Below are 15,442 nucleotides of genomic sequence, written 5' to 3' on the forward strand. Positions count from 1 at the left end.
GCAAGCCGGAACAGGAGCCAGACGGGCAATGACCAGGAATTTCAAGCACAATTTCATCGGCGGCAGGCGCGTCGACCCGCTCGGCCCGGAGTCCATCGAAGTTCGTTCGCCCTACGACGGCAGCCTGGTCGGCACGGCTCCGCTCGCCGCACAGGCGGACATCGACCTTGCCGTCGACGTGGCGCGCAAAGCGTTCGACGAAGGGCCGTGGCCGCGCATGCCGGTAGCCGAGCGCATCGCGGTCATCCGTAAATTCACCGACCTCTACGAGGCGCGGTCCACGGAATTTGCCCGACTGGTCACGGCAGAAATGGGCGCTCCCGCGTGGTTCGCCGCGGCGATCCAGGCCCTGATCCGTGATCAGGGCCAGGCTTATCTGACCGCGGCCGAACACTATCCCTGGGAAGTGAAGCGCGAGGGCTTCCCGAAAGGGACGTCCATCTGGATCCGCGAACCAGTCGGCGTGGTTGCCGCCATCATCCCCTGGAATGCACCGCATCAGGTCGCGCTAGCGAAACTCTTTCCGGCTCTGCTTGCCGGATGCACGGTGATTCTGAAATTGGCGCCGGAGACGGCGATTGACGGCCAATATCTGGGCGAACTTTTCAGCGAAGCCGGACTGCCGGACGGCGTGCTGAGCATCCTGGTAGCGCACCGGGAAGTGAGCGAGTATCTCGTCACGCATCCGGGAGTGGACAAGATCGGCTTTACCGGGTCGACCGCCGCCGGAAGCCGCATCGCCAGCCTCGCCGGTGCGCAGCTGAAGCGAGTCAGCCTAGAACTGGGTGGCAAGTCCGCGGCGCTCGTCTTAGACGACGCGGATATCGGCGAAACGGTCGAGGCGCTGCGTTACCGCTCGTTTCCGAACAACGGCCAGGTCTGCGTTGCGCAGACTCGGATACTCATATCGCGCCGGCGCCACGATGCCTTCACCTCGGCGCTGGTGGACAATGTTACGGGTATGAAGATCGGGAATCCGGCCGACCCGCAAACTTTCCTCGGTCCGGTTGCTGCCGAGCGCCAGCGCCAGCGGGTCAGTGACTACATCCAGTCTGGGCTGGAAAGCGGCGCGGAACTTGCGACGGGCGGCCTTGGAATGCCGGAAGGCATCAATCACGGCGCCTTCGTGAAGCCGACGGTTTTTGCCAATGTCGACAACAACTCACGCATCGCCCAGGAGGAGATCTTCGGCCCAGTCGTCTGCGTCATCCCCTATGACGGGGTGGATGAGGCAGTGCGGCTCGCCAACGAGTCGGAGTACGGTCTCTCCGGTTCGGTTTGGACGAACGATACTGACCAGGGTCTGGCGATCGCCCGCCGCATCCGCAGCGGCGGGCTGACGATCAACAACGCGGCCTCGGACCTGCTCTCCCCCTTTGGCGGCTTCAAGCGAAGCGGCGTGGGACGCGAGTTCGGCCCGGAAGCCATCAATCACTACATCGAGCACAAGACTGTCGCAGTCTGAGGGAGTTCCGGAGCGATAATGAGCAACGGCCATGGAATATGGATGCATGTCGACGGTCAGGCCGGGCGCTTCATCGAACTGAGCGACAGGGTTTGGGAAACGCCCGAACTGAACTATCAGGAACATCGGTCGTCGGCCGAGCATCTGAAGGCGCTTAACGATCAGGGCTTCCGAGTTGCTACCGGCCTTGCCGGCATGCCGACGGCCATCATGGGCGAGGCAGGCGAAGGCGGCCCGGTCATCGCCTTCCTCGGCGAGTTCGATGCATTGCCGGAGTTAAGCCAGGAAGCCGGCGTAGCGGAACACCGGCGTCTTTCCGGCAATGGACCGGGACATGGCTGCGGACACAATCTGCTCGGGGCCGGCGCACTGCTCGCCGCTACGGCGACGAAGGATTGGCTGGCCGCCAACAGCCTGCCCGGGCGTGTACGCTATTATGGCTGCCCGGCCGAGGAGGGCGGATCGGGCAAGGCGTTTATGGTTCGCGACGGGGTTTTCGCTGACGTCGACGCGGCGCTTTCCTGGCACCCCTTCTCGTTCGCGGGCGTAATGGAGCCGGCCTCGCTCGCTTACGCGATCCTTGATTTTTCTTACACTGGACGGTCCGCCCATGCTGCGGGCTCGCCGCATCTCGGCCGCAGCGCGCTCGACGCCGTTGAGCTGATGAGCGTCGGCGTCAACTATCTGCGCGAACACATCCCCTCCGATTGCCGGGTTCATTACGCCTATCTCAATGCGGGCGGTCCGGCGCCGAACATCGTGCAGGCGGCCGCAATTGTGCGCTACATGGTTCGGTCGCCGCGAGCCTCCGAGGTGTTGATGCTAGTCGAGCGGGTCAAGCGCATCGCGGAGGGTGCAGCGCTGATGAGCGAGACACAAGTGGAGTCGCGCTTTGTCTGTGCGATGAACAGCCTGCTTGGCAATCGCGTTATGGAGGGAGCGATGGCGCAGAATTTCGAGATGCTGGGGCCGCCGGAATTCGATGCGGCTGACCAAGCGTTCGCGGGGCAGATCCAGGCCACGCTGACAAGGGAGCACATCCAATCAGCCTATGCGATGTTCCGGCTTCAGGAGAGTGACAGCGCTCTCAGCGACGGTATCGTCGGCGCCGCTTCCGGTGGCAAGCAGATGCTTGGATCGACTGATGTCGGCGATGTGAGCTGGGCCGTACCGACCGTGCAGGCATATGGCGCGACCTATGCCATCGGCACGCCTTTGCACACATGGCAAGTAACGGCGCAGGGCAAATCGCCACATGCACACAAGGGCATGATCCATGTTGCCAAAGCGCTGGCGGCGACGGCGGCGGACCTCTTTAGCCACCCCGATCTGCTAGCTTCAGCTAAGGAGGAACATGCAGCAAGGTTGGCGCGCGATCCCGCAGTACAGATCCTGCCGCCCCACCTCGCGCCCCCGTTGGACGGCTAGATGTATGATGCCGGGCATCGTGCTCATCTTTGTCGTCCTAATCAAAGGAACCGCTGGAGCGAAGCGACATACTTTGCCCGAAGATGGGATTTCTCCTGGAAGATGTGTGAACGATCCCGTGATAGTGACGGTTGATCGGCCCTCATCAAGCTGTTGCACTGCGATGGGCTTTGAATCACTTCTCCCGATCCTCGGGTTGCCCGGATCTCCATCACTGATGTCGTTCTCTCCTGCCGAAAGGGGACGTCTTTTCGTGCGACTGTCGGTCATCCTCAAGGGTGCGGCGCGCGGTAGCTTTCCTCACGCGCTATCGATCCGTCCTACCTTGTTGGCGAGAGCGACTGTGACCTGCCGTTCCGGTTTACGCTCAAGCAACTCGTCCGCCCAAGTGCTGACGGTCGTCACTTTTCGCCGGGTGTATCATTTCCGGCCGAGCTTGTCAGAGGGACGATCATGAGTTCGAGCGCGCCATACTCCGCAAACGAATTTCTGGCTGGGCTGAAAGGCCAGCGCGTTCTGGTGACAGCGGGTGCGGGGGGCATCGGTTTTGCCATAGCCGACACGCTGTCGCGGCTCGGCGCCCGCGTCGTTGTCTGCGACGTTTCCGACGAAGCGCTCGCCGCTGCGCCCGACAAGATCGACCTGATCGCGGCAGTGAAGGCCGACGTCTCGCGCGACGATAACGTCGACCGGCTGTTCGAGGCGGTCGAGAAAGAACTCGGCGGGCTCGATGCGCTGATCAACAATGCCGGCATTGCCGGGCCGACAGGCGGTGTCGACGAGATCGATCCGGACGACTGGCGGCGCTGCATCGACATCTGCCTGACCGGCCAGTTCCTGTGCGCCCGGCGCGCCGTGCCGCTGATCAAGGCGGCGGGCGGGGGCTCGATCGTGTCGATGTCGTCGGCGGCTGGCCGCCACGGCTATGCGTTCCGCACGCCCTATTCGGCGGCCAAGTGCGGTGTCATCGGTTTCACGCAAAGCCTCGCCAAGGAGCTTGGGCTGCACGGCATCAGGGTCAACGCCATCCTGCCCGGCATCATCGAGGGACCCCGCATCGAAGGTGTTATCTCGGCGCGCGCCAAGCAGGTCGGTATCAGCCACGAGGAGATGACCGATCGTTATCTCCAAAACATTTCGCTGCGTCGCATGACCAGCCCTTATGATGTCGCGTCGATGGTCGCCTTCCTGCTGTCGGACGCCGGCATCAACATTTCCGGGCAGTCGCTCGGCGTCGACGGCAACGTCGAAACGCTCTGAGGAGGGCCGATCCATGGCAAAGGTTGCGATTGTCGGCAGCGGTTTCATTGGGCGGGCCTGGGCGATCAGCTTCGCTCGCGCCGGCCATGACGTGCGGATGTGGGACCAGTCGCCCGCCGCGACGGGCGGCGCGCGCGACTACATAGAAGGCGTGCTTGGCGATCTTTCTTCGAACGACCTGCTGCGTGGGCAGTCCGTCGACACCGTGCTTGGCCGCATCGCCATCGCGGTCGAACTGGAGGAGGCGCTGGCTGGAGCAATCCATGTCCAGGAGAACACGCCTGAAAACCTCGATGTGAAGCGGGAAGTGTTCTCCCTGATCGACAGTCTGGCCGGCCCGCAAACGGTGATCGCCAGTTCCACCTCGGCGCTGTTGCCGTCGAAGTTCACCGACCATCTGCAGGGGCGGCACCGCTGCCTGGTCGTGCATCCGATCAATCCGCCCTACCTCATTCCGGCGGCCGAGGTGGTGCCAGCGCCATGGACGTCCGCTGAGACGCTGGAAAGAACCCGCGCCTTCCTTATCGATGCCGGTCATGCGCCGCTGGTGATGAAGCGCGAGCTCGACGGTTTCATCATGAACCGGTTGCAGGGCGCCTTGCTTGAGGAAGCCTTCCGGCTCGTCGACGGCTATGCCAGCGTCGAGGATGTCGACATCGGCATCCGCGACGGGTTGGCTTTGCGCTGGTCATTCATGGGGCCGTTCGAGACCATCGACCTCAATGCGCCCGGCGGCGTGCGCGATTATGTCGATCGCTACCAGGGCATCTACTCCAACATCTTCCCGCAGATGCTGCGCCGGGTCGACTGGGCGGGCGAGGTCATGGCAACCGTCGAGGCCGAGCGCAGCAAGCGCCTGCCAAGGAAAAAACTGGGTGACCGGCAGGTCTGGCGGGATCGCCGGCTGATGGCGCTGGCGGCACACAAGAAAAAATCGGATCAGGAGTTCGGACAATGAAAGAAACCAGCCGCAAGCCCGGCGCGACGGCGACCAGGTCATCATCACCTGTGCGGTGACCGGGGCGATCCACACCCCGACCATGTCGCCCTACCTGCCGATCACACCGGACCAGATCGCGTCGGAGGCGATCGCCGCGGCCGAGGCCGGTGCCGCGATCCTGCATTTGCACGCGCGAGACCCGGAAACCGGCAAGCCCGACCAGACACCCGAGGACTCGGAAAGACTGTAGCGCTCAACTGGATAGCCGCCCAAAGCGGAGCTGCCTATTGTGAGGTTGCGCAGCATACCAAGGCTATCAGGCCGATGTTCCTGATGCTGCACGACGCCTACGGCGTCCAAAGGGACAGCAAGCACACATACGATCTTGCGAAGGATTGCATGAATTTTTTGGGCGCCCGATACGGCCCGACGCGCCCGTTGCTGGTGGACGAATATCAGAACTTCACACCCACTGTTTTGCGGGAGCTGCTGCATCTTCAGGAGCGATGCGGCTTCGCTTTACTGCTCGCCGGCAACACTCATCGGTTAGCGGGCACGAGGCGTGATACCCATGCTATGGATCAGATCGAAAGCCGTATCGGCATGCGTTTCGAGATCGGGCAGCCGACGCGGGAGGACTGCTTGAGGATTGACGCCGAACACAACGTTGAAGGAGCCGACGCCTACGTGGCAATCGCCACCTACGGGCAAAACACCTCCCTTCGCGCGCTGTGCCATCTCCTCCAGAATTGCGCTGCGGGTACCAGCGGCTTCGGCAGCATTCGTCTTCCCCGGATAGAGACCACGCTTCGCGGCATGTCGTGCGGCAGCGATGTGCTCAAGGTTCTATACGAGTGCCGAAACGACTTCGCACACGACGTGGGCAGCCCCACTTAAATTCGGACGACGACAGATAATTCCGAACATCACACCGGAATTGGTGCAATCGCGAAGTTAGCCCGCTTGCTGATCAGCCGTATTTGCCTCGCTCCTCAATTTTTCAAGCCGTGATCGGCAGATCATTTCGATACGATCGATCAACTCGGAGACCCGCTTGGCAAGCCACTGGAGCGCTTCGCGAGTGATCTCGAAGTGCCTCGAATAGCGCGCTTTCACATAAGCCTCGTTGATGACGTTGAACCAAGCTACGAAACGCTGCTGGTCGCGGGGCCAAACTTCGGCAAGTTCCTGTGCTTGATCTTCAGCGAGGCTGCGAAGGAATTTGACGTTGTGAGAGGCAGGGCTGTAATTTGTTAGAACCAACAACAACACCGCGTAGGCCTGCTCGATTGATTGGTGAAGGAGAAAGGCCGCTTCCTTGAAATTGGATTCGCTGAGAAGAAATCCAGCTGTCTTTGCAAATACTCGGGCGTGCGGCAGCCTGTCTTCGAGGTGTTCGGCTGCTAATTGGAATGCATCGGCCGGCTTCGTAGGTGCCGGATGCGCCAGCGATTCTTCGTCGAGCTCGTAGAGGACAATTCCCTCGCGACGGATGTCGACAAAGAAGTACTGACCCTCCCTGAGGGCAGTGTTCACCTCCCGGCGGGAATGTACAATGAAGCTGACTGGCGTGCTGATTTCGCGCATCAACCGGTCTGCTGCCGTCTGCCAATAGCCGGCAAAATCGGTCAGTTTGCGATTGTTCACCACCACAAGCAGGTCGAAATCCGAACGGTAGCCCTTCCTGGTATGCGGCTCGTCGACCCAGCCACCACGTGCATAGGACCCGAAAAGTATGATCTTGAGAATGCGCCCGCGCTTTTTGAAGTCGGTCATCCCTCCCTTGAGGGCATCCTCAAACTCCTCGAGGAGCAGCTCAACCGTCTTTCTCAGCTCGCGCTGCTTTGGTGGCGGGAGGTGGTCGATGCTGGATTTCATAAACAAGGATCTGTCGTCCATCGTGTGTGCATAGCCGAGACGAGGCCCCGAATCCACACACTGCCTCGTTCGGCCGAATTGAGCAACGCACACCGTGCGACATCAAATGGAAGAGTTGTTAAGTCAGCATCCTAAACATTGCAGAGGGATTTAAGCTCATCACGTATCACTGCAATGTTGGGGGTATCGTCAATACATTGCCCCACCATTTCCCAGCGCTTTTATCTGTGGAGGGTCTGTCCCGCAGCGTCGCGCTCGGTCCTCGAATAAGCGAACAGACTTCTAGCTCGGAAGATGTCGGCGAACTCATGCGGAAGGGGGGCGGCGGTATCGGCCGCCGGATTTTCTTAAGATTTTCCCTGTCGAGCCGCGGTCGAACACCGGTATGTTCAAACCGGAGATTTCCAATGCCATTTCGATTCGTCGACACCGCCGACATCCACCTCGACTCGCCGCTGCGTTCGCTGGCGATGCGAAACCCCGACCTTGCCGAACTCGTCGGAGACGCCAGCCGTCAGGCGTTTGTCTCGATCGCTGACCTCTGCCTCACGGAACGTGTCGATGCCCTGGTCATTGGCGGCGATCTCTATGATGGCGATCAGACTTCGATGAAAACGGCCCGCTTCCTGGCGTCACAGATGACACGGCTTCATCAGGCCGGCATCAGGGTTTTCAAGATCCGTGGCAATCATGACGCCCTGTCGCGGATATCGAAACAGCTGGTGTTCCCTGACACGGTCACGATCTTCGGCGGCCGTCCCCAGACCGTGCTGCAGACAGCCGGCGGGCTTGACGTCATGTTCCACGGCTTGAGCTTTGCCAGCCCCAAGGCGCCGGACAGTCTACTCCCGAAGTACTCAGCGCCGCGCGAGGGCGCGGTCAATGTCGGTATCATGCATACCAGCCTGGCCGGATCGCCGGGCCACGACGTCTATGCCCCCTGCAATGTCGCTGACCTGCACGGCCACGGTTTCGACTACTGGGCGCTTGGGCACATCCATGTCCGCCAAGTCCATCCCGGGGCAAGCACCGTGGTGATGCCAGGAATTCCACAGGGCAGGGACATCAACGAGGCCGGCGAGAAATCCGTCACCCTGGTGACGATACAAGACGACCGCACCATCGAGATCGAGGAAAGGCTCACCAGTATCGCGCAATTCGAGCGGGTGAACGTCGACGTGACCGAAACGGTGGAATGGTCCGAGATCGTCGAGCGTGTCCGATCCGCGCTCGAAGATGTGCGCGCCTCCGTTAGATCCCGTCATGCTGTGGTTCGCCTCGGCCTGACCGGGGCGTCACCTCTATCGTGGGCACTGATCCGCGACCGGGATCTGCTGCTCGCGGAAGCTGAGCAGGTCGCGGACCAGGTAGGCGAAACCTGGGTGGAGAAGCTCGAACTTAACGTCTCGCCACCCGCAGCCGAAACATCCGAGGGCGTCGCCGATCCGATTTTCGAGCTCGCAGAGTCCATGCGCGCCGATGCCGGCTCGGAAGCCTTCCGTGCCGAGGCGAGGGCGTTGGTCCAAAAGATGATCGCGGATTTTCCGCCTGACGGGCGCGATTTCGCCGGCAAGGACGAGACTGAGCAGGAGTTGTTCCTGGAGAGGGTGGTTGCCAGCGGCGCCGACCTTGTTACCGCCCGCCTCAAGGCCGGTGGGTCACAATGAGGCTGCGGCGACTTGATCTCATCCGTTATGGCAAGTTCACCGACAGGACGATCGACTTCGGGCCGAAACCGGAATCCGGTCCCGACCTGCATGTCGTCTTCGGCCTGAATGAGGCCGGCAAGTCGACGGTGCTTTCCGGCTATCTCGAGATCTGCTGTTCGGCATCGAGGAGCGCAGCCGCTACAATTTCGTGCACGAGTACAGCGCAATGCGCATCGGCGGGGTGCTCGAACTTGGCGGCGCGGAGCAGATTTTCACACGCACCAAACAGCGCACCAACTCGTTGCTGAACGCGACTGGCCAACCAGTCAGCGAAATGGCGATATCATCCCATCTCGCCGGCCTGTCGCGCGACGCCTACGAGACCATGTTCTCGTTGGACGACGAAACGCTGGAAGCAGGTGGAAAATCAATCCTGGAATCGCGCGGTGACCTCGGCAAGCTGCTGTTCACGGCCAGCGCCGGCCTCGGGCATGCAAGCGATACATTGAGCCTGCTCGAGGCCGAGGCGGACAGGCTCTATCGCAAGCAGGCACACGGAACCGAGCTTGCTCTGTTCAAGAAGCGGCTTGCGGAACTGAAGTCGAGGAGGGAGGCGATCGACACCTTGGCGTCGACCTTCGAAACCCTTGAGACAGAGCGCCTGGACGCGACAGAAAACTACGACCGCAGCATCGCCGAGCGGTCGGTGCTGTCGGCCAGGCTCGATACGATCGCGAATTATCTTCGCGCGATCCCGATCCTTGCCGATATCCGACGCAAGCAAGCCCAGCTGGCCGAGTTGCCAGAGATCGCTTCACCGTCACGGACCTGGACGGGCAGCGTCGCCGACATGATCGAGATCGACGCCAGCCTGAGAACGCGTCTGCCGTCCTGATGCAGCATCATGACCCGACGAGTCGAATTCTTGCCCAGACGCCGATCGAGCAAGCCAGCTTCCCCAGCCTTTTCGTACCGATCGCGGTAGCGTCGGAATTGCCGCTCCGACATGCCAAGCAACTCGCCTGCCTCCATCATCGAAAGATCGCCGCCATTCCAGCGGCTCAAAACGTCCCGAAACTTTTGCATTCTCCGGTCCTGTAGCCATGCCGTCCGCTTCATCCCCAGCCTCCATCCGCTGGCGATAAAACCGGACAACTCACGTGCTACCTAATCCGGACAACTCATCTGCTTACGACATTGCAACCGGATGGGGTTGCGTTATTCCTTGCGGCGTGTAGGATAAAAAAGATGCTGGGAGGTCGATCGCGACGATCGTCCAACGCAGATGGCGCCCTCTGCTTCTTTAGCCTTAGTCAGCCTCACCGCGTTGATGGAACGCGGCAGCGGTAGCCCGGAAGTGAAGATCGGGCTCATCGATGGACCTGTCGTTACCCAACATCCCGATCTGACAGGCGAACACCTCCACGAGATCCTCGGAAGCAGCGGTGGCACATGCACCCAAGCTAACAGCGCGGCGTGCCTACATGGAACGTTTGTGGCCGGCATCTTATCGGCCCGGCGGAGTTCCGCTGCGCCCGCCATTTGCCCCGATTGTACCCTACTCATACGCCCTATTTTCACCGAGACGACCGCCGGGCGCGAACATATGCCCAGTGCAACACCCCGGGAGCTTGCCACGGCGATTGTCGAATGCATTGGCTCAGGCGCGCGAGTAATCAATTTAAGCCTCGCCCTTGCGCAACCTTCGGTTAAAGACGAGCAGGCGTTGGAAGAGGCGCTCAATCTCGCCGTCAGCCGCGGCGTCATAATCGTTGCAGCTGCGGGCAACCAAGGCACGCTTGGAAGTTCCGCCATCACCCGCCACCCGTGGGTCATCCCGGTGGTGGCCTGTGATTTTCGAGGTAGGCCGATCGACGAATCGAACCTGGGTAGTTCCATCGGCAGGCGGGGTTTTCGCGCGCCCGGCGACAGCATTACCAGTCTCGGCAGCGAGGGCCAGTCGCTTGCGCTCGGTGGAACAAGTGTTGCGGTGCCCTTTGTGACCGGTGCGATTGCACTTCTATGGTCGGAATTTCCTTCTGCGACCGCGGTACAAATCAAGCTCGCCCTGACCCAAGCCTCCACCTCGCGACGTGCTTCCGTCGTTCCACCTTTACTGGATGCCGCGGCGGCCTACCAAGTACTATTGGTGACAAATGGGAGGAGGCGAACAGCGTGACAAAGGCAAATGAAGGCAACGACTCGCCAAACCAGAGCGAACATCCGCCTTACCGGGTACGCCTGCCTGGATTTATCACCGACGAGGAAATCGGGTTAGGCGATGCGGTTGGACGAGCTACCTCCTATCTGGGGATACAATCCTGCGGAGGCTGTGAACGCCGGGCGGCCGCGCTAAACCGCCGGTTTGTCTTCACCGGCCGTGCCCATTAACCCAGATCCATTGATCTGTGATGTGATGAATGAGGATTACTATGGAACAAGAATCGACAGAACGGTCGACAGGTCATGATGAGGCAAGATGCGATGCCGCTGTGTTCACGGCCGCCTACGGTCCCGCTGGGGAGGAAAACCTCCGATCGTCGTCGACCTCTCCACTCTCGAGGGAGACGCCCTGCCCAACCTGCGCAGGAGGCGCGAACTCCATGTCCCTCTCTTATGTTTACGCCATTGGTCGGGTCGAAGCGCGTTTCCCGAACCTCGCCGCGGAAAAGGAATTTGCCCAGGCGACAGGACGCACGGAGACCGCCGGGAAGACCGATCAACAGACCTTCTACGCCGTGCTATCCAAGCGCGAGCACCGCTACCTAGTGCGCCAACTATGCTGGGTCCTGACCATCCAGGGGCTGGAAACTTACCTACTGCAGCCACGCGATCCGGCGGACATTGATCTGCTGGTGGAAGCCACTCGTCCCGCCCCTAGCCCTAATGACATCGATGTTGTCATCGGTATGCGCGGTCCCATCGCGCCGCCGCAAATGTGTAATGGCCTGATGGTACCCATCGTCGCATTCGATCAAATCTACTCCTTCGACCGCGACGCCCTTATCAAAGCCATCCCGAAGCCGGAGAAAACCACTGCCCAGCAGTTCGGACCGGCGGCCGAGGAACTGTTCGGCAGGATCATGCAGCTGACGGACAATGCCGGCGCGACCGACGAGCACCGCGCCTTGAACTACCTGGCCATGCGCTATCCCGCTATCTATGGCAAGGCCGCTGAGGAATTTGGGCGGGACTTTTCGTTGACCGGGGTGGAAGTGCGCCCCTCGCCCTTGAGCGCCACCCGCAACATCGTTGACGTGATCTTCTCTTATACCAACCGCAACAGCGATTTTACAGAGAAGTTCTCTACGCGCTGCGACGTAACCGAAGAATTTCCGTTCCTCGTCGCGAAGATGTCGCCGTACTATGACCGTTAAATCTAGCTAAGTGTAAGGAGATACAAAATGAATATGCCTGGATTTACTGCAGAAACATCGCTATGCAAGACGAGAGGTCACTACCAATCTGCAATAAACCAACCCTACAACAATATTGGAGAAGGAGTGATGGCTCAATTGCGCGGCGGCGGCGGAGGCATGATTGGGGGAGGTGGTGTGCTCTTTGGGTTTTGGTCATGCCTTGCATGTACTACTGCTTGTTCAATACTTACTGCTGGCGATATACCGGCATGTTTGACCGCATGTTATGCGTCTGGCTTCTGCTAAGCGCAATTCAGAAGGTTCGTTCGCAAGATCCGGATCGCCCGTTCATGCGGGCGCTCCTTGGTTAAAGCGTTCCTGCATGTTGGCGGACTGAAGTTTGTGTCGACAAATCGGGAGTTAGTCTGGTCAAATGCTATGATCGATAAAACCAACAAAGGAGGCGATCAAAATGAATATTCCTGGATTTGCTGCAGAAGCCGCTCTCTTACAAGAAAGAACCGGGCGCTACCGACTCATGCGATTTCCGATTCAAGCAGGGCCAATTACGCCGAGTCATGAAGGACGTTTGCGCAAACCGGTGAATCCCCAAGCGCTGAATTGGGGAGGAAGTCGACCGGGGAGCTGTGTGGACCGTTGTTTGGCGTCGTGCCCAAGGGACTCCGTCGGTGGAATCGAGGTCGCGTGTGCCCTCAACTGCCTTTGGATCTGCTCCGGATCTCGAGTTCTTGGGTATGCTTCCTTTGCCGCCACCTGAGTGCCGGTGCCCGTGGGCAAAGTTGGCGTCCGCGGACCCCACCCTAGTGGCAATCCGCATCGACATTTTCTTTTGAGATATTTTGATAGTCACTTCCTCCTCTCGGCCAGCCAAACCGGTTGAGAACCGCTTCTCCATGCCGATCTCGATGTCGACCATGTTGAGCCAACTGGCGTGCTTGGGCGCATAGTGGAATTCGATGCGCCTGAGCAGGCGGCGCGCTTCCGATGACGGGAAGGCCGCATAGAGGACGGCGGGCGTGTGTCGACAGATTGACCAGCACGATCTGATGTAATCGGCCTTTGGGAAGTGGAGATCGACGAGTGCATGCAGAGCGCGAAGTCATCGGAGGTTCGCCGCTCGGTCACCTTGACGTTCCCCCATGACCGATGGGCATCGAGGCAAACGAAGAGATTGGCGGTGCCGTTGCGGCGATACTTCGTAATCGATACGCTGCGGCTTTCGCGATGCGGCGCCGTTCGGCTGGCGAAGTTCGCCGATGAGCTGGATCGGGCTCTTGTCGAACAAACGACCGGTCGTCGGGGGATCGGGAGCTGAGACGCTCGAGGCGCAGCGCCAGATGACGCATGATCCCGTCCGGTTGCAGATTTCCGACGCCGAATTCCACCACGCCATCTGTCGGGCCGGCGGCAATCCGCTTCTGGCCGATTTTCTGCACAAGATGTATTCGTTCGGCCTGGAATTCCGCCGCCGGGGCTTTTGGCGAAGGGCGCCGTGTCACTGAGCGTCCGCGATCACACCCGAATACTCGACGGCCTTGAAAAGCGCGATGCCGCCGCAGCCGTTGGAGCAATGGAGAAACACCCTTATCAGAATCCGCCGCAAGACGCTGGATGGGATGAACTCCTGATCGGATTACGGCCATTTTCCTGGCGCGATGGATCGGCACCAAGTTCAAGGCCAGGATACTGCGCGTCGACGCGCTTCATATCGGTGGTGAATTCGGTATCTATCCAATCGCAGATCTCGGAAACTACAGGAGTCTCCTGCTTGCGGGCGATGACCAGTTCGCAGGTCCGGCCGGTCTTCATGACCGGGCCTACCGGCACCAGGACACCGCGCGCCAGGTGATGCGACACGACGTTGAGCCAGCCGAGAGCGACGCCCTGCCCGAGCAGGGCGGCCTGGACCACGACTGTATAGTCCGAAAACTGCAGCCCGCCCGCCGTGCCATTTGCCGTGTTCTCCGAAAACAGGCCCGACCAGTCCGGTTCTGCCGTGCTGAGATTGATGATCCTGTCGAGCGCCGGCATGAACGTGCCGGTGGGCGCCTGTTTTTCCGGCAGGTGAGGAGCGCGGATCGGCACCAGCAATTCCGGCATCAGCTTGCGCGCGACGTGCCGGGCGTTGCTGCCATGATCGAAGCGCATCGCAATATCGACACCGTCCACGGCTCCGCCAAGCGGTCCGCTGATCAGCTGAAAGCGGATATCGACTTTCGGGAATCTCGACTGGAACAGCGCTAGCCTGGGCATGAACCAGTGCGTGGCGAAGGCAGACGACACCGAAAGAACCACTGTCCGCATTCCCGACTGCCTTGACTGCTGCACCCGCAGGACTGTTCGCTCGATTTCGTCGAAGCTGCCCGAAATTCCCGAAAAAAGCACGCTGCCCTGCTCCGTCAGGACGGCGCCGGAAGCGGTCCGGTGGAAAAGCGCGACGCCCAGATGGGCCTCCAGCCGCCCGATCGTGCGACTGACAGCCGGGCCGGTGACGCAAAGTTCCTGTGCGGCACGAGCAAAGGTCCCGCAGCGTACGGCCGCCTCGAAGGTCACGAGCGCATTGAGCGAAGGAAGCAGGTGTCGAAGGCGGGACATTACAAAATGTAAGCTCCCCGATCAGCATTTGTGGAATTGCGGCGACGCATCCTCTTCTGTTCATTGAACGCAAGCTTCCGCCGGTCGGAAGCCGGTTTCAGCGAGGAAGAGAGGCAGGTCTGATGTCCTTCAAGCAATTCAAAATTTTGACATTCGACGTCGTGGGGACGCTCATCGATTTCGAGAAAGGCATTCTCGACGCGTTCCGCTCGATCGGGGGAAAGGCTGCCGAGGGGCTGAGCGACGACGATCTCTTCGCCCCCTATCTTGAAGGGCGCGTCGATCATCCCGGCCGCTCCAGCCAGGTGATGGCGGACGTCTACCTCCATGTGGCCCATAAGCTCGGCCTGCCTGCGGACCAGCGCTCGGCCGACGCTTTCCAGATTGCCGTGCTGCGCTGGCCGGCATTCGAGGATTCCGCCGAGGCACTCAAGCGGCTGCGCCGGCATTTCCGCCTGGTCGCCATGACGAACGCCGACCGCGTTGCCTTCAGCGCCTACTCGCACACGCTGGGGACCCCTTTCCACGACGCCGTCACGATGGACGACGCCAGATGCGCCAAGCCTGACCCACGCTTCTTCTCGCATAATCTCGGGCGGCAATCCGCCTTCGGCTATCGCCAGGAGGACATGCTGCACGTTGCACAGAGCCAGTATCATGATATCGGCGTTGCCCGCTCGCTCGGTTACAAGGTCTGCTGGATCGAGCGGCGGATGCACCTGGAAGGCTATGGCGGCACACCGCATCCGGGCGAAGTGACGAAGCCGGATTTCCATTTCGCCACACTGCGCGACCTCGCCGACGCCGTCGAGCGGGAATAGCTCCGCCGGCGCCCAAGGGAGGACGA

14 protein-coding genes and 2 pseudogenes are annotated in these 15,442 nt (G+C 60.6%); 13 read left to right on the forward strand and 3 right to left on the reverse strand.

The genetic code is table 11. The features are described 5' to 3' along the window. The first annotated feature begins 28 nt into the window (after nucleotides 1–28). From FJ973_RS08635 to FJ973_RS08660, 6 genes and pseudogenes are all read left to right on the forward strand, one after another. Nucleotides 29–1,465, forward strand: a complete 1,437-nt coding sequence (locus FJ973_RS08635) for an aldehyde dehydrogenase (RefSeq protein ID WP_140523199.1) — start codon at nucleotides 29–31, stop codon at nucleotides 1,463–1,465. Between the two features lie 18 nt (nucleotides 1,466–1,483). Continuing rightward, a complete protein-coding gene (locus tag FJ973_RS08640) occupies nucleotides 1,484–2,893 on the forward strand; it encodes an amidohydrolase (RefSeq protein ID WP_140499610.1) in 1,410 nt (469 codons plus the stop codon). Between the two features lie 453 nt (nucleotides 2,894–3,346). Then, nucleotides 3,347–4,153 carry an SDR family oxidoreductase gene (locus FJ973_RS08645; RefSeq protein WP_140523201.1) on the forward strand — a complete coding sequence of 269 codons (807 nt, stop codon included), beginning with the start codon at nucleotides 3,347–3,349 and terminating at the stop codon, nucleotides 4,151–4,153. Nucleotides 4,154–4,166: 13 nt separating this feature from the next. Next, nucleotides 4,167–5,111 carry a 3-hydroxyacyl-CoA dehydrogenase gene (locus FJ973_RS08650; protein WP_140523204.1) on the forward strand — a complete coding sequence of 315 codons (945 nt, stop codon included), beginning with the start codon at nucleotides 4,167–4,169 and terminating at the stop codon, nucleotides 5,109–5,111. Then, nucleotides 5,108–5,325 (forward strand): annotated as a pseudogene (locus FJ973_RS08655) (3-keto-5-aminohexanoate cleavage protein); the annotation flags it as partial. The gene FJ973_RS08650 and the pseudogene FJ973_RS08655, both read left to right, overlap by 4 nt. A gap of 29 nt (nucleotides 5,326–5,354) precedes the next feature. Next, entirely contained in the window at nucleotides 5,355–5,990 is a 636-nt protein-coding gene (locus tag FJ973_RS08660; RefSeq protein ID WP_140523207.1) for an AAA family ATPase, read from the forward strand. A gap of 57 nt (nucleotides 5,991–6,047) precedes the next feature. On the opposite strand, the gene FJ973_RS08665 is transcribed toward FJ973_RS08660, so the two are convergent. Further along, nucleotides 6,048–6,971: a nucleotidyltransferase and HEPN domain-containing protein gene (locus tag FJ973_RS08665; protein WP_140523464.1), complete on the reverse strand. Its 924-nt coding sequence runs from the start codon at nucleotides 6,969–6,971 to the stop codon at nucleotides 6,048–6,050. A gap of 407 nt (nucleotides 6,972–7,378) precedes the next feature. On the opposite strand from FJ973_RS08665, the gene FJ973_RS08670 reads away from it, so the two are divergent. The 5 genes from FJ973_RS08670 to FJ973_RS08695 all read left to right on the forward strand — a co-directional run bounded on the left by FJ973_RS08670 (nucleotide 7,379) and on the right by FJ973_RS08695 (nucleotide 11,997). Next, entirely contained in the window at nucleotides 7,379–8,638 is a 1,260-nt protein-coding gene (locus FJ973_RS08670) for a DNA repair exonuclease (protein ID WP_140523209.1), read from the forward strand. Further along, complete coding sequence (locus tag FJ973_RS31575; RefSeq protein WP_246674848.1) at nucleotides 8,635–8,928, forward strand: AAA family ATPase; 294 nt, start codon at nucleotides 8,635–8,637, stop codon at nucleotides 8,926–8,928. The genes FJ973_RS08670 and FJ973_RS31575 overlap by 4 nt, the downstream gene beginning before the upstream one ends. Further along, a complete protein-coding gene (locus FJ973_RS08675; RefSeq protein WP_246674846.1) occupies nucleotides 8,829–9,515 on the forward strand; it encodes an AAA family ATPase in 687 nt (228 codons plus the stop codon). Before FJ973_RS31575 ends, FJ973_RS08675 begins: the two co-directional genes overlap by 100 nt. A gap of 435 nt (nucleotides 9,516–9,950) precedes the next feature. Next, nucleotides 9,951–10,799: a S8 family serine peptidase gene (locus tag FJ973_RS08685; protein ID WP_224656360.1), complete on the forward strand. Its 849-nt coding sequence runs from the start codon at nucleotides 9,951–9,953 to the stop codon at nucleotides 10,797–10,799. Nucleotides 10,800–11,223: 424 nt separating this feature from the next. Continuing rightward, entirely contained in the window at nucleotides 11,224–11,997 is a 774-nt protein-coding gene (locus FJ973_RS08695) for a hypothetical protein (RefSeq protein ID WP_140499601.1), read from the forward strand. Nucleotides 11,998–12,892: 895 nt separating this feature from the next. On the opposite strand, the pseudogene FJ973_RS31300 reads toward FJ973_RS08695, so the two are convergent. Next, nucleotides 12,893–13,282, reverse strand: a pseudogene (locus tag FJ973_RS31300) (transposase); the annotation flags it as partial. On the opposite strand from FJ973_RS31300, the gene FJ973_RS08700 reads away from it, so the two are divergent. Then, nucleotides 13,257–13,502: an FCD domain-containing protein gene (locus FJ973_RS08700; RefSeq protein ID WP_140523216.1), complete on the forward strand. Its 246-nt coding sequence runs from the start codon at nucleotides 13,257–13,259 to the stop codon at nucleotides 13,500–13,502. The pseudogene FJ973_RS31300 and the gene FJ973_RS08700 sit on opposite strands and share 26 nt — an antisense overlap. An 85-nt stretch (nucleotides 13,503–13,587) precedes the next feature. Here FJ973_RS08700 and FJ973_RS08705 read toward each other — a convergent pair whose 3' ends face one another. Further along, the gene (locus tag FJ973_RS08705; protein WP_140523218.1) at nucleotides 13,588–14,595 is read right to left on the reverse strand and encodes a LysR family transcriptional regulator; all 1,008 of its coding nucleotides are present in this window, start codon (nucleotides 14,593–14,595) and stop codon (nucleotides 13,588–13,590) included. 122 nt (nucleotides 14,596–14,717) lie between these two features. Between FJ973_RS08705 and FJ973_RS08710 the strand changes: the two genes are divergently transcribed. Beyond that, nucleotides 14,718–15,416 (forward strand): HAD-IA family hydrolase, encoded by a 699-nt coding sequence (locus FJ973_RS08710; RefSeq protein WP_140523221.1) that lies wholly within the window; start codon nucleotides 14,718–14,720, stop codon nucleotides 15,414–15,416. Nucleotides 15,417–15,442: the final 26 nt, after the last annotated feature.

The sequence above is a fragment of the Mesorhizobium sp. B2-1-3 genome (genome assembly GCF_006442495.1).
In the GTDB taxonomy this organism is placed as follows: Bacteria; Pseudomonadota; Alphaproteobacteria; order Rhizobiales; family Rhizobiaceae; genus Mesorhizobium.

Excerpts from the sequence above, each read along its gene's own strand:
- FJ973_RS08635 (WP_140523199.1), top strand. The coding sequence starts at position 29 with ATGACCAGGAATTTCAAGCACAATTTCATCGGCGGCAGGCGCGTCGAC.
- FJ973_RS08640 (WP_140499610.1), top strand. The coding sequence starts at position 1,484 with ATGAGCAACGGCCATGGAATATGGATGCATGTCGACGGTCAGGCCGGG.
- FJ973_RS08645 (WP_140523201.1), top strand. The coding sequence starts at position 3,347 with ATGAGTTCGAGCGCGCCATACTCCGCAAACGAATTTCTGGCTGGGCTG.
- FJ973_RS08650 (WP_140523204.1), top strand. The coding sequence starts at position 4,167 with ATGGCAAAGGTTGCGATTGTCGGCAGCGGTTTCATTGGGCGGGCCTGG.
- FJ973_RS08665 (WP_140523464.1), bottom strand. The coding sequence starts at position 6,971 with ATGAAATCCAGCATCGACCACCTCCCGCCACCAAAGCAGCGCGAGCTG.
- FJ973_RS08670 (WP_140523209.1), top strand. The coding sequence starts at position 7,379 with ATGCCATTTCGATTCGTCGACACCGCCGACATCCACCTCGACTCGCCG.
- FJ973_RS31575 (WP_246674848.1), top strand. The coding sequence starts at position 8,635 with ATGAGGCTGCGGCGACTTGATCTCATCCGTTATGGCAAGTTCACCGAC.
- FJ973_RS08685 (WP_224656360.1), top strand. The coding sequence starts at position 9,951 with ATGGAACGCGGCAGCGGTAGCCCGGAAGTGAAGATCGGGCTCATCGAT.
- FJ973_RS08695 (WP_140499601.1), top strand. The coding sequence starts at position 11,224 with ATGTCCCTCTCTTATGTTTACGCCATTGGTCGGGTCGAAGCGCGTTTC.
- FJ973_RS08700 (WP_140523216.1), top strand. The coding sequence starts at position 13,257 with ATGAGCTGGATCGGGCTCTTGTCGAACAAACGACCGGTCGTCGGGGGA.
- FJ973_RS08705 (WP_140523218.1), bottom strand. The coding sequence starts at position 14,595 with ATGTCCCGCCTTCGACACCTGCTTCCTTCGCTCAATGCGCTCGTGACC.
- FJ973_RS08710 (WP_140523221.1), top strand. The coding sequence starts at position 14,718 with ATGTCCTTCAAGCAATTCAAAATTTTGACATTCGACGTCGTGGGGACG.